Source organism: Parabacteroides sp. MSK.9.14, from assembly GCF_019041495.1.
In the GTDB taxonomy this organism is placed as follows: Bacteria; Bacteroidota; Bacteroidia; order Bacteroidales; family Tannerellaceae; genus Parabacteroides; species Parabacteroides merdae.
In genome coordinates this window covers 36184-50485 of the sequence record NZ_JAHPXO010000026.1, presented here as the reverse complement: position 1 = coordinate 50485, position 14302 = coordinate 36184, and the positions used below count along the sequence as shown (strand labels likewise).

9 protein-coding genes are annotated in these 14302 nt (G+C 47.4%); 5 read left to right on the top strand and 4 right to left on the bottom strand.

Annotated elements, in window-relative coordinates:
* The 3 genes from KTG12_RS14075 to KTG12_RS14065 all read right to left on the bottom strand — a co-directional run bounded on the left by KTG12_RS14075 (window position 1) and on the right by KTG12_RS14065 (window position 5374).
* Entirely contained in the window at window positions 1–2931 is a 2931-nt protein-coding gene (locus KTG12_RS14075; protein WP_122299577.1) for a PD-(D/E)XK nuclease family protein, read from the bottom strand.
* 40 nt (window positions 2932–2971) lie between these two features.
* Window positions 2972–3964 carry an L-glyceraldehyde 3-phosphate reductase gene (mgrA, locus tag KTG12_RS14070; protein WP_022322316.1) on the bottom strand — a complete coding sequence of 331 codons (993 nt, stop codon included), beginning with the start codon at window positions 3962–3964 and terminating at the stop codon, window positions 2972–2974.
* 456 nt (window positions 3965–4420) lie between these two features.
* The gene (locus KTG12_RS14065; protein WP_005642513.1) at window positions 4421–5374 is read right to left on the bottom strand and encodes an NAD-dependent epimerase/dehydratase family protein; all 954 of its coding nucleotides are present in this window, start codon (window positions 5372–5374) and stop codon (window positions 4421–4423) included.
* Between the two features lie 240 nt (window positions 5375–5614).
* On the opposite strand from KTG12_RS14065, the gene kbl reads away from it, so the two are divergent.
* The 5 genes from kbl (at window position 5615) to KTG12_RS14040 (ending at window position 11918) form a co-directional block, all read left to right on the top strand.
* Window positions 5615–6805 carry a glycine C-acetyltransferase gene (kbl, locus tag KTG12_RS14060; RefSeq protein ID WP_138273112.1) on the top strand — a complete coding sequence of 397 codons (1191 nt, stop codon included), beginning with the start codon at window positions 5615–5617 and terminating at the stop codon, window positions 6803–6805.
* A 143-nt stretch (window positions 6806–6948) separates the two neighbouring features.
* Window positions 6949–7794 carry a histidinol-phosphatase gene (locus KTG12_RS14055; RefSeq protein WP_046451467.1) on the top strand — a complete coding sequence of 282 codons (846 nt, stop codon included), beginning with the start codon at window positions 6949–6951 and terminating at the stop codon, window positions 7792–7794.
* 104 nt (window positions 7795–7898) lie between these two features.
* Window positions 7899–8585, top strand: a complete 687-nt coding sequence (locus tag KTG12_RS14050; RefSeq protein ID WP_005638875.1) for a response regulator transcription factor — start codon at window positions 7899–7901, stop codon at window positions 8583–8585.
* A gap of 120 nt (window positions 8586–8705) precedes the next feature.
* Window positions 8706–10475, top strand: a complete 1770-nt coding sequence (locus tag KTG12_RS14045) for a cell wall metabolism sensor histidine kinase WalK (protein ID WP_138273113.1) — start codon at window positions 8706–8708, stop codon at window positions 10473–10475.
* 591 nt (window positions 10476–11066) lie between these two features.
* Window positions 11067–11918: a DUF6261 family protein gene (locus KTG12_RS14040; RefSeq protein ID WP_138273114.1), complete on the top strand. Its 852-nt coding sequence runs from the start codon at window positions 11067–11069 to the stop codon at window positions 11916–11918.
* Window positions 11919–11925: 7 nt separating this feature from the next.
* Here KTG12_RS14040 and KTG12_RS14035 read toward each other — a convergent pair whose 3' ends face one another.
* Window positions 11926–14256: an ABC transporter permease gene (locus tag KTG12_RS14035; RefSeq protein WP_138273115.1), complete on the bottom strand. Its 2331-nt coding sequence runs from the start codon at window positions 14254–14256 to the stop codon at window positions 11926–11928.
* Window positions 14257–14302 lie beyond the last annotated feature (46 nt).

Genomic DNA, 14302 nt, shown 5'->3' with positions numbered 1-14302 from the left:
CTATTTTCCGCAAATATCCTTAAACGGACAATACATGCAGGCTTTGCCGTTCGGGGTTTGCACGAATGGGGTTTCTGTGTCGAAGATTTCATCCAAGCAATTTCGCAGGCTGTCTTCAAAATCCGTGCAATAGTTGGCGAAGTCCAAAACCTGTTCTGTTTTGAACCGGTCTGTACGATGGTAAATTCCAGGATCGAAAGAGGAAGAAAAGAGGGTCCTCATATAATAGATACCCGGCTGAATAGCTGTTGAAAGCTGAACTGACCTGTTAAACATCCATGCATACATAAAGACCTGCATAACCGCTTTGGAACGATCCGTATCTGCTTTGTCGAAAAGAGCTTCTACAGAGGTAAACTGCGTCGTCCCGCTCCCACTCTTATAGTCAATAATGCGGACGACATCGCGTACTTCGTCTATACGGTCGATAAATCCTTTCAACTGGATATTGCTTTTATCCGTCAATGGGAAAAGGCATTTTATCTTCTTTTCCGATTCGATATAACGGAAAGGAGTCTGTTTTGCGTCACGTTCCAGCACTTTCTCCACATATTTGCGAATCATCTCGCCGATCAGGAAGTTTTGTCCGGTGAGTGGACGAACAATGTCCGTTTTAAAGAAAATTTCGGCAAAGGCACGGGCAACTGCTCCCGTCAACATAGGCGTATCTTTTCGGATCGCTTTCAGCAGATCAGCCGTCACCATCTTTCCGCAGAATGGCTGATACAATTCTTCCATCACCTTATGCAGGATACTTCCAAAAACATTACTTTCGATCGTCTCGCTTACCTCCTCTTCTTCACGTATTCCCTCGACAACGGAGAAATAAAATTTAAGCGGACAATCCAGATAGGTATTGACTGCACTCGCCGATATCGCCCGCGTCCCACCACTCCGGAAATCAGCCAGACGGTTCATGACTTCCTCCGTCTTAGCTACCTGCAAGGCAGGAGTCTTGGAAGAAGAGACATTGTAAACAACCAGCTTATTCTGTATCGGCTCCTCATAATGATAATGCAACTGATGCACGAAACGGCTAACCTCGCCTGTCTGCAATCCGTTACTCCGAGTATCATAAAGCAAGCTGACATGGCTGGCACGATAAATCAAACGATAGAAATGATACGCCCAAACACTGTCCTGATGTTCGTATGTCGGCAAACCGAATCCACGACGAAGATTATAAGGAATAAATGAATTAGCCGCTTTCCTCAACGGGAAAATTCCTTCATTCATCGAAAGGATAATCAACCGGTCAAAGTCAAGCGCACGAGTCTCCAAAACACCCATGATCTGCAAACCGGAAAGAGGTTCACCTTGGAAAGGAATCGTAATTGTGTCCGTCACACGTTTCAGCAAACGGAAATAGGTGTCGATTTTCATTTCTACATTCGCCTCCCGCATGACTTCCTTCATCCGGTTAACCGTAGCGAAATAATGGAAGATAAACTCCTGTTCGATGTCGTTAATAGTTGAGAGTTGAGAGTTGAAAGTTGAAAGTGGCTCCGTGTCACTATTTACACTTTCAACTTTCAACTTTCCACCTTCAACTGCTTTATTCAGTTCCTGCAACACGTTAATCAAATAATCGGAGAAAGTTTCCACCGCAGTCACCGGAGTAAAGAGGATGGACAACAATGGCGTCTTATTCAGATCGTCATACGATATGTAAATCTTGTTGTTTTCTGAAATATCTTTTACCAGATTAGAAACCATCTCCGGAGAAGTAGTCGAGATATACCGATGGTTCAGGATTGGCAAGACATCCCGGAAATAGAACACCGGCCTCCGGTCCACATAACGAATATTCTTTTGCAAAGCCAGAATATATTCCATCAAAGATGCGACCGGTGTACCGGCCAACGGATATCCCATCGTCACATTGATCCGTTTGATCTGTTCGGGAATGGCATTCAGAACCGGAATCAACAAATGTTCATCCGGCAGAATCACAGCCGTCCGCAACGCTTCTTCCGCACTCATTTCGTCTTCCTTGCAAAGCTCGTTCAGAATGCTGCACACTTGCTTTGCCTGTCCGATTCCGGAAGGGATGCCGATCACCTCGATCTTCTTTTTGTCGTCATCTTCATTGTCAATAGTCAATTGTCCATTTTCAATTAATTGCGACGGGAATTGCCGCAAATTGCGCTCCACGAAGTAAGAGGCTTTATTATCCGGATCCGTCACTTTCGGAGAGGCGTAATCCCAGTAAAAATCAGCTATTCCCCGTTTTTGCAACCCGGAAAGGAAACGTTCTTCAGCCACCGAGAGGGCATTCAGTCCGACAAATACAACCTTTGTATAGGGCAGGTCGCAACATTCGTCTTTCTCCATCTGTTCGACAACTTCCCGAAAAATCATACCTTCATATCCTTTGCCTTCGGTGGCAAGCGCTTCCCGCAAATCGGTATATAGGGCATATAAAATCTGCCAGACCGCCAGAAATTGTTCCTGGTTGGGCGTATCTCCTTTCGGGTAAAAAGAAGACCAAAAAGTCCGGATAGCCGCAATTTGTTCAGGGCTCAGAAAACTAAAATCATTCTCTATCTCACGCAGGTCCGTCACATTGGTGAAGAGCATACGGGCATCTGCCATATATTTATCGATATCGTCAAAATCATTCAGCAGCATTTCCCCCCAATACAAGAACTCGTCGAACGTTTCGGAAGAACCGCTATGTCTCAAATAAATATCATATAGTTTAAACAGCATGCTGATCCGATCGGCAGCCTGCTTTCCGCTCAACTGTACAAACAGATCGTTGATCGTCAGGATCGTCGGCGAGAAAAGAGGCTTCTCAGATACTTCCGACAAGTATTTCTGGAAGAACAGCCCGGTACGGCGATTCGGGAAAACAAAGGCCAGACGGCTCACTTCCGCCCCGTATTCAGAATAAAAAAGGGATGCAACCTGATATAAGAATGGTTTCATTAATTGTTTGGATTAATAAATGATGATTTATCAGTGTATATTACTGTAATATATTTTCTATCATTTGTATTTCTTCCGCTGAAAAGGCTGTATTTTGTAACGCCTTCAGGTTATCTATCAACTGTGCAACCGAACTGGCTCCCACCAGGACGCTCGTCACCCGGTCGTCTTTCAACAGCCAGGCAATCGCCATTTCCGCTAACGTCTGTCCGCGTTGTTTGGCAAGGTCATTCAGTTGTCTTACTTTATTTATTTTTTCTTCCGTCACCTGTTCACGTTGAAGATGGCCTGTAGATTTGGCCGCACGCGAATTATCGGGAATACCGTTCAGATACTTATCCGTCAACATGCCCTGTGCCAATGGCGAGAAGGCGATCATCCCTACTCCTTCCTGCTTCAACAGAGGCAACAAGTCCGGTTCGATCCTGCGATCCAGCATCGAATAACGCGCTTGATGGATCAAGCAAGGCACACGATGTTCTTTCAATACGGCAAGTGCTTTTTCCGTCTGTCCGGCAGTGTAATTCGATATCCCGACATACAGGGCTTTTCCCTGGCGGACGATATCAGCCAATGCTCCCATCGTTTCTTCGACTGGCGTCTGTGGGTCCGGACGATGCGAATAGAAAATATCCACATATTCTAATCCCATCCGCTTCAAACTCTGGTCAAGGCTTGCCATCAGATACTTGCGACTTCCCCAGTTGCCATACGGACCAGGCCACATGTCATATCCGGCTTTTGTGGAAATAACAAGTTCATCCCGATATTGCCCCAGACCTTTCTTCAGGATACGGCCGAAATTTTCCTCTGCCGATCCATACACAGGACCGTAATTATTGGCAAGATCAAAATGTGTAATCCCATTGTCGAAAGCGGCATACGCAATCTGAATAAAGTTACTGAACACATCTACACTGCCGAAATTATGCCACAATCCCAGAGAGATGACCGGCAATAGCAATCCGCTCCGCCCACAACGCCTATAAGCCATATCGGCATACCGGTTATCATTTGCTTTGTACATTTCCATATAAAGATATTTTTATTACAATGAATCTTTTCAGATATACAAATATAATCAAGAATACCAAAAGAACGGGCAATTCGGATAAAATGATCGCTTCTCGGAGGAAACAACATCAACCGCGTAAAACAAAAAAAGGCTATCTTCACAGACAGCCAATCTTCATTGTTAACCTTAAATCTAATACCATGAAAAACACAGTGCAAATATAGAGAGTTTATGTTATGCAGCATAATATTTCCACAAAAAAAAGCTTTCTCTTAACCTGATTTAACCATTTCATGTTTTACAACATAATTTTTCATACACTTTTGACTTAGTCATTCCCTGCACAAGCAACAGACACATTATGATTGAAACAGCCTACAATACTGGATAAAAACGATCCAAACAAAAAACGACTGCCCGGTGCGGGCAGTCGCCTCTTTCCTACCGATCTGCTAATGATCGGAAAATTAATTCTTACTTATTGAAACGTTCTTTCAATTTAGCCAACATATCCTGAGTCATGGAATCCAGATCATATTCCGGTTTCCAGCCCCATTCCTCACGGGCACATGTGTCATCCAAAGAGTTAGGCCATGATTCTGCGATAGCCTGACGTAACGGATCCACATCATATTCCATCTGGAAGTCAGGAACATACTTTTTGATGTTGTTGTAGATAATTTCAGGATCAAAGCTCATGGATGCAATGTTGAAAGAGTTACGATGAACGAACTTCGTCGAATCGGCTTCCATAATTTCAATAGCTGCACGCAGACCGTCCGGCATATACATCATATCCATGAATGTACCCTGCTTGATCGGACATACAAACTTCTCACCTTTGGCAGCCGAATAATAGATATCAACTGCGTAGTCGGTCGTACCACCACCCGGAGGTGTCACATAGGAGATAAGTCCCGGAAAACGTACGGAACGGGTGTCGACGCCGAAACGGATGTTGTAGTAGTCACTCAACAACTCGCCTGAAACTTTCGTAACACCGTACATAGTACGCGGGTTACGGATCGTATCCTGCGGAGTCTTGTCTTTCGGCGTGTTATTGCCAAACACACCGATTGAACTCGGAGTGAATACAGCACAATGCATTTCACGTGCAACTTCCAATACGTTAAACAAACCGCCCATACCGATTTTCCAGGCAAGCTGCGGTTTTGCTTCTGCAACGGCTGACAGCAGTGCAGCCAAGTTATAAATCGTATCTACCTTATATTTGGACACAGTCTCAGCAATCTGCTGTTCGTTTGTAATGTCGACAATTGCAGAAGGTCCTGATTCCAGCAGTTCGCCTTTAGGCTCCTGTCCGGGGATGTAACCTGCTACAATGTTTCCACCGTAGATACCTCTCAACTTCATGGTTAACTCTGATCCAATCTGACCGGTAGAACCAATTACTAATACATTCTTCATTGCGTTTGATGTTCTTTTAAGTTTTTTCGATGGCAAAGGTATAGAGAATAAAAACATTCCGGTATGAATTTCTTGTATTTTTTAGCCTATATATTCAAAAAAAATATGACCTTTGCCGCATCGGCAGACAAATCAGAGACAAAGAAAAAAATGGTTTCAAGAATAATATTTTGCCACTTGTCTGCGATAATAGAGATATAATTGTCAACTTAATTAAAAATACTAACAAAAAACAAAGTTATGTACGGTAAACTGAAAGATTTCCTTACTCAGGAATTGGCAAACATCAAAGCTGCCGGATTGTATAAGAACGAGCGTATCATCACCACTCCTCAAAGAGCCGACATCAAAGTAAACGCAGGAAGCGACGTTTTGAACTTCTGCGCAAACAACTATCTGGGCCTGTCTGACAACCAACGTCTGATCAAGGCTGCCAAAGAAGCTATGGACACACACGGATACGGCATGTCATCCGTACGTTTCATCTGTGGGACACAGGATCTGCACAAACAACTGGAAGCCGCTATCTCCGACTATTTCAAGACCGAAGATACGATCCTGTACGCTGCATGCTTCGATGCCAACGGCGGTCTGTTCGAACCGTTGTTCACTGAAGAGGATGCGATCATCTCCGATGCTTTAAACCATGCCTCCATTATTGACGGCGTACGTCTTTGCAAGGCAAAACGCTACCGTTATGCCAATGCAGACATGGCCGACCTGGAACGTTGCCTGCAAGAAGCCCAGGCACAACGTCACCGCATCATCGCAACAGACGGTGTGTTCTCTATGGACGGAAACGTGGCCCCGATGGACAAAATCTGCGAACTGGCAGAAAAATACGACGCATTGGTAATGGTTGACGAATCCCACTCTGCCGGTGTAGTAGGCCCGACAGGACACGGTGTAGCTGAACAATATAATGTATACGGAAGAGTCGATATCTTCACAGGTACGTTAGGTAAAGCATTCGGTGGCGCCATGGGCGGATTCACAACCGGAAAGAAAGAAATCATCGACATGCTGCGTCAGCGCTCCCGTCCTTATCTGTTCTCTAACTCTGTCGCTCCCGCTATCGTAGGCGCCAGCCTGGAAATGTTCAAGATGCTGAAAGAAAGCGATGCTTTGCATACGAAACTGATGAACAACGTCAGCTACTTCCGTGAAAAGATGTTAGCAGCCGGTTTCGACATCAAGCCGACTCAGTCCGCAATCTGCGCCGTTATGCTGTATGATGCTAAATTATCCCAGGATTTCGCAGCCAAGATGCAGGAAGAAGGCATTTATGTTACCGGCTTCTACTACCCGGTAGTGCCGAAAGGCCAGGCCCGCATCCGCGTACAGTTGTCCGCAGGCCACGAAATGGAACATCTGGATAAAGCAATCGCTGCATTTATCAAAGTTGGAAAAGAACTGAACGTAATAAAATAAAACATACGATTTTTCATTATTCACGTGTTTTTCAAGGCTTGATTCTGCCGCTAACCCTTAGGCAGCAATCAAGCCTTTTTTTATCAAACAGGTTGTCTTTCGGGATAAAAAAATTATCTTTGCCCTTTTACAAGTAAAAATTTATGCAACTCAGTAACTACCATAGCCATTGTACATTCTGTGACGGTCGGAGCACGCCGGAAGACTTCATTAAATTCGCTGTTGCGCACGGGTTCCGCGCCTACGGTTTTTCATCCCATTCACCACTGCCGTTCGAAACATTCTGGAACATGTCTAAAGACGATATGCCCGAATATCTGACAGAAATAGAACGACTGAAAAAGAAATACAGTGACCGGTTGGAAATATACGTAGGACTGGAAATCGATTTCTTAGACGAGAGCTACAACGCGTCCATCCCCTACTTCCGCAATCTGCCGCTCGATTACCGTATCGGTTCCATCCACTTTCTTCCGATCGCACAGCCGCTTGCGGAAGAGAATATGGTGTGTATCGACGGTCCTTTCCGGGAGTACCAGAAGTCTGTCGACGCCTACTACGACGGAGATATCCGCAAGCTGGTCGCCCACTATTTCAGTTCCACACGGCGAATGATCGAGGCAGGCGGAATCGACATCGTCGGGCACATGGACAAGATATACATGAACGGGCACAAATGCGAAGGCTTCGACCAGCAAGCGGACTGGTATCAAAAACCGTTCAACGACTGTCTGCACCTGATCGCCGAAAAGGGACTGATGGTCGAAGTCAACACGAAAAACCTCGTGAAGAAACAGGAGGTCTACCCGCATACCGACTATCTGCACCGCTTACGTGAGCTGGATATTCCGGTGATGGTAAACTCAGACTGCCACTATCCCGACCTGGTGAACGACGGACGTGCGGAAGCATTCGAACTGCTGAAAAAGGCCGGGTTCAAATCCACCCGCGAACTGATCGGCGGACAGTGGCAGGATGTGGCGATCTGACGCATTTGTAACGCTATTGTAATACGTATTTCATTTCATCGAAATACAGAAATACGTCCTTTGCAGAAATAAATTATATTTGTAATAAAAAAGAGACAAAGATTATGGATATGCCGAAGATTCTTGTAGTGGACGATGAAGAGGATTTATGCGAAATCCTCAAGTTCAATCTTGAGATAGAAGGGTATGAAGTAGACACGGCTTTTAGCGCCGAAGAAGCGTTGAAGATGGATATAGCCTCCTACCAACTGCTGCTTTTAGATGTCATGATGGGTGAAATATCCGGATTCAAGATGGCCAGCATCCTCAAGAAAGAAGAAAAGACGGCCGATATCCCCATCATCTTCCTGACAGCCAAGGACACTGAAAACGATATGCTGACAGGCTTCAACTTGGGAGCCGACGACTACATATCCAAGCCTTTCTCCATCCGTCAGGTGGTGGCACGTGTGAAAGCCGTGCTGCGCCGCACATCAGACAAGGAGAAAGTGCCGGAAAACGAATGCCTCAAATATGAAACTCTCTCACTCGACACGAAGCGCATAAAAGCCTCCGTAGACGGACAGGAAGTCCCGCTCACCAAAAAGGAATTCGAGATACTGAAACTCCTTCTTGAAAACAAAGGAAACGTGTTCTCGCGCGAGGAGATCCTTTCCCGGATATGGAAAGACGAAGTATATGTGCTCGACCGCACCATCGATGTAAACATCACCCGCCTGCGCAAAAAGATCGGGCCATACGGCAAAAACATCGTGACGCGGCTCGGCTTCGGATACTGCTTTGAAAATTAAAAATTGAGAATTAAAAATTAAAAAATAAACGAACGGGCACTTATTCTTACATTCCAAGATGATTTCTTACTTCTTAATTTTTAATTTTTACTTCTTAATTCTTAATTCTTAATTTACCCCATGGTCAAGATAGAATCAACGACAAACAGCAGAATACCTTTCAGCCAGCGACTTTTCTGGTCGATATTCGCCATGTTCCTGGGGTTCACGGCTTGCTTCCTGTTGTTCCAGTATCAGCGGGAACGGGAGTTTGCCCAAGAGAAGTTGAACAACGTGTTGGGGAATTACAACTACCAGTTGTTCCGCCGCACGCAACAGACTGAGGATATCAACCAGGTGGTTCACCAGTTTATCGACGACATCCCCCAAAAGGATCTTCGCGTGACCATTATCGATCCGGCAGGGAAAGTGTTGTTCGACAATAGCGGAGCCGAGGAATTCAACAACCATAACGACCGCAGCGAGGTACGCAAGGCACGCCTCTACAATGAAGGGTTCGCCATCCGTTCGTCCAACTCGACCGGCAAGCGCTATTTCTACACGGCGACGAATATCGGCGGGTATATCTACCGCTCCGCCCTCCCCTGGGACCCTTACACACAGCGCGTACTGACGATCGACAAGGATTTCATCTATTTTATGGCGTTGATGACGCTGATATTTTTCTTCGTCCTCTCCCGTTTCACGTTCAGCATCGGGCGGACGATCTCGAAGCTGCGCGACTTCGCCCTGAACGTGGAGAAAGACCGCATACCGAAGAACGAATATGTCTTTCCTAACGACGAGCTTGGAGACATATCGAAGAATATCGTCGGGCTTTACCACCGCCAGCAGAAGGCCAAGGACGAGCTTTCGATGGAACGCGAGAAGCTGATCAAGCATTTCCAGTACGCAAAAGAAGGTTTCGCCATGTTCACACCGGAAGGCAGGGAGATATTGTCCAACATCTTGTTCGTACAGTTCGCGAACCTGATTTCCGACATGCAGATACGACAGTCGGAAGACGCGGTCGACATTCCGGAACTGGAACCGATCCATCTGTTCCTCTCCAAAAACATCCCGAACACGAACCGCAAGCGGAAAGTGTTGCGCGAATCGGTCACGGTGGACAAGAACGGAAAGATTTTCCTGATCGAATGCATTCTGTTCCTCGACAACAGCTATGAGATATCTATCAACGACATCTCCCGCCAGGAAGAAGAGAGCCGGATGAAACGGCAGCTGACGCAGAACGTGGCGCACGAGCTGAAAACTCCTGTCAGCAGTATCCAGGGTTATCTCGAAACGATCATCAGCAATCCGCAGCTGCCGGATGACAAACGCCAGTTCTTCCTCGAACGCTGCTACTCGCAAAGCACGAGGCTGACGGGGCTGCTGCGCGACATTTCGGTATTGAACCGGCTGGACGAGGCTTCCGAAATGTTCGAGCTGTCGGAAGTGAACATCCAAAAGCTGGTCGGCGAGATCGAGAAGGAATGTTCGATGGAGATGGAAGAAAAGAAGATCACGACAGAGGTCGCTCTTCCGGGCAACCCTACGATCTATGGCAATTATTCGCTGCTATACTCGATCTTCCGCAACCTCTACGACAACGCGATCGCGTATGCGGGCGAAGGCATCCATCTCACGGTGAGTTGCTACAAGGAGGACCCGAAATTCTACTACTTCAGTTTCTCGGACAATGGCGTCGGCATCTCGGAAGAACACGTGAACCGCATTTTCGAACGCTTCTACCGCGTCGACAAGGGCCGCAGCCGCAAGGTGGGCGGGACCGGTCTGGGACTCTCCATCGTCAAGAACGGCGTAAACTTCCACAAAGGACAGATCTCAGCCAAGAGCGGACTGGGCAAGGGGATGACATTCTTCTTCACACTCAAGAAAAAGATTTGATTCTGTGACTTTTCTCTTGAAAGAAAAGTCACTACTCCTTCACGCTATCTGTATTTGTTCTATTCTGCCCAATAAGATACAAAAATTATACCACAACACGTAACTAATTAAATAACAGAACAATAATCAAGCAACAACCAACACCCTCTGTCCAAATTTTAGACAGGAGTGTCCAATATTTTGACAGTTTCGCGTCGCCTTCCTCCCGGCAATTCCAACATTTTTCAATATCTGTTGAAAATTAAAGGATAAAATAATTGTTTCCTGCCCGATTTAAGGTATATTTGTCAGCGATGTGATGCCCGATAATAAAGATACGGAAAAAAACATCCCGGCGGGGTTCCCGACAGCACAAAAACAAAGAAAAACACGTTGGCGGGACTCCCGACAGCATGAAAACAAAGAAAAACACGTTGGCGGGACCCCCGACAGCACAAAAACAAAGAAAAACACGTTGGCGAGGCTCCCGACAGCACAAAAACAAAAAAAAACACGTTGACGGGACTCCCGACAGCATGAAAACAAAGAAAAACACGTTGACGGGACTCCCGACAGCATGAAAACAGAAGAATAATATTTAAACGATGTACCATGTCTGAAATTAAAGGTTTTGATTTATCCCGTCTTACCCAAGACGAGAATTTTGGCTTCCACAGTTTCGCGATCGTGGAGTTTGAGAAATGCAAAGACTCCAAAATCACAGAGTTCGTAAACAACTACAAAGTTAAATACAACGTATTTGACGGTTCCATGAAAGTCAGCGGCGGCGAAAACGTCCTCTCCTATGATGTCACCCGCCTCGACAAGGTCCGTGACGATGCCTACAGAGGATTAAAACGCCAGAACAATGTCGCGATGAATGATTTCGATCCGGTGATCGCCGAGATCGCCCGCCAAATCAATATCATCCTGCGCCGCAACGGCGATCCCTGCTCACTGCCTTACCTGGCTGAAAACAGTGCTGTGATAAACCTGATCCAGGATTTGGAAGAATTTGACAACCACTCGGAAGAAGAAGAACGCCCCGGCGAACTGTCCGATCCGACCAACTCGCCGTTGGACGGTGTTTCGCTGGAAGACGTCACGAACCGTCTCCAGATGGCCGGCCTCGAAAGATGGGTGATGCGATTGAAGGAAGCGAATGAGAAATTCATCTCCTTCTTCACCAACCGCAACAGCCAGCAGGCTACCATCGTCACCGGCGCGACCAAAGCGGCCCGCCAGGAAACCGATGCCGCCTACCGCGCTGTCGTCAAACGCCTCAACGCGCTGGCCGAAGTGAACGGCGAGACGGACTATCTGGAGATCATCAATAACATCAACCGTCTCATCGACCGCCAGAAAGCCATCCTCGCCACCCGCAAAACCATCAACGCCAAAAGAGCCACCCAAAAGCCGGAAGGCGGCGGCAAGCCGGGGGAGGAAAGACCGGGAGAACTGTAAACAATTGTCAATTGTTTTTCACGCTTTCTACCGGATTTGCATTCGCCGCCTTCCAACTTTGGAAGAATACCGCCAGGAAGGAGATCAGGAGGCAGAAAAGACCAGCAACGATGAAAATCAGCGGGCTAAGCGCGATCCGGTAGCTATAGTCCGCCAGCCATTGCTTCATGAAATACCAGCTCAACGGCGTCGCGATCACGAACGCAATCCCGACATATGTCAGGAACGTACCGACGAGGCGCACCAGGATTCCCCGGTTGTCCGAACCGAACACCTTGCGGATCGCTACCTCCTGCGAACGTTGCAGGATGAAATAGGTCGACATCGCAAGCAAACCCAACAGCGAGATCAGGATCGCAATGCAGGCGAAGATCACCACGATCTTGGCCAGACGAATCTGCGATTCGAAATGCGTACGGATGCCCTGGTCGATAAACTGTCCCTCGAAAGGAACACCCGACACCTCCTCGAAGACTTTGCGCACGGACTCGTATGCCTCGACAGGATCACCCTGCACCTCGACCACGTAGCTCCACGGCCACCAGCCTGATTCCATATTCCGGAAACGGAACATTACCGGCGAATTTTCCTGCGTAATGTCCCTCAACTGGAAATCACGGATCACCCCTAAGACGGGTGTCACATCTTCGCCCCACCTGAAAGAAGGGGCATCTTCCGACAATTCCATCTGTTTAAAAGCCAGCTCGTTCAAATACCACCCCCCATCGGCGTTGGCCACCCGGTTGTCCGACTTGATCTCGAAACCGAAAATGCGGAAAGCGGCGCTGTCGACCTGTATCTGCTGGAAGCTGAGCGATTTGTCCTCGTAAGTTCCACTCATATTGTTCGTCCCGCTCGAAGGTGTTCCGTTGCTATGGCCGACAGCCTTGACCATCGGAAGCTGGCGCAACATATCTTCCGCCCGTTCCATCTCGCTTTTGGAACGGAAAATGTTATACGATTCGATTATGTTCGTCGTGTTGTAGCCCAACGGCGCGTGGATCAGATGGTCGATCTGGAGATACATCGTCAGCGAGGCGGCGATCATGGCGATCGTGATCACATTCTGGAACGTGATGAAGACCTTGCTGAACACCATCTTCGTCTGCCGGCGGAACGTCCCGCGTACCACGTCGATCGGTTTGGCCGATGAGATCATCAATGCCGGAAGCACCCCTGACAAGGCTCCCGTCAACACGATAAACAGGAGGATCGCCCCTATCCAAAGCGGTGTCGCCAACACATCGAACGTCAAGCGCACCTGCAACAAGTCATTGGCATACGGCAGTGCCGCCTTGGCAAACATCAGCCCGATGGCAAACGAAACGACTGTCAGGAAAGTAGCCTCCAACATCAACCGCAGGAACAGTTCCACACGCGAAGACCCCAAGAGGCGGCGTGTCGCCATCTCCTTCGCCCGCTGGCCGGCCTGTGCCACCGTCAGGTTTATATAGTTGATGATCGCGAAAATCAGGATCAGAATGCCGACGGACATCAAGACCAACGAAAAGCGCTTGTCGCCTTGGTTCAAGCTATGCGACGCCGTATTTCCGAAATAGATATCCGAAAGTGGAACAACGCGTGCTTCCTTCACGAAATCATACCGGTAAATCCAATACCGCTCTTTGAAAAAGCTCTGTATCTCATCCGTCCGCCCCTTCAAGTCCATCCCCGGCTTCAGCAACAGGAACGAGACGCACGAGCCGGCGTTACCCGGATTCGTCTTCGACAGTGATTGGTTGAACTCCGTCACCCGCTCGATACGCACCAACAGGTCCGCATTCGGAATCACCGAACGGTTGATGTCTTCCATGACACCGGTAACCATGACACTCGTCGAGTCGCTAATGCGCAAGCTCTTCCCGATCGGATCGTCATTGCCGAATATCTTACGGGCAAAGCTTTCCGAAACGACCGCGCTATAAGGATCTTCCAAAAGCCGGTCGCGGTCGCCATCGAGTATCTTGAATGAAAAGAGGCCGAAAAACGTCGAATCCGCATATACGAGATCGGCAGTCAACTTCTTGTCTCCATAAAAAATTTGTTTACTCTTCCCTTGATCCGTGATGACCGGACAGACTTTCTCGATCTCCGGATACCGCTCTTCCAGCCAATAGGAAACCGGGACACCCGATTCCAAAAACTCTTCATTGCCGATGGCAACGATCCGGTCGTAATTCGCCTGTTGTTTGTCGATATTCAATTCCCGTTCCACATACACCGCAATCAGGATCACGAACATCAGCGAAACAGACAGCCCGAAGACGTCGATCGCCGTATACCCCTTGTTCCGGCTCAGGAATTTCAGAAAAGATTTTATATTTAACAGATTATTCATAGTGTATTCCATTTATAATTCATAACCCCAAACTCATATCTCACAA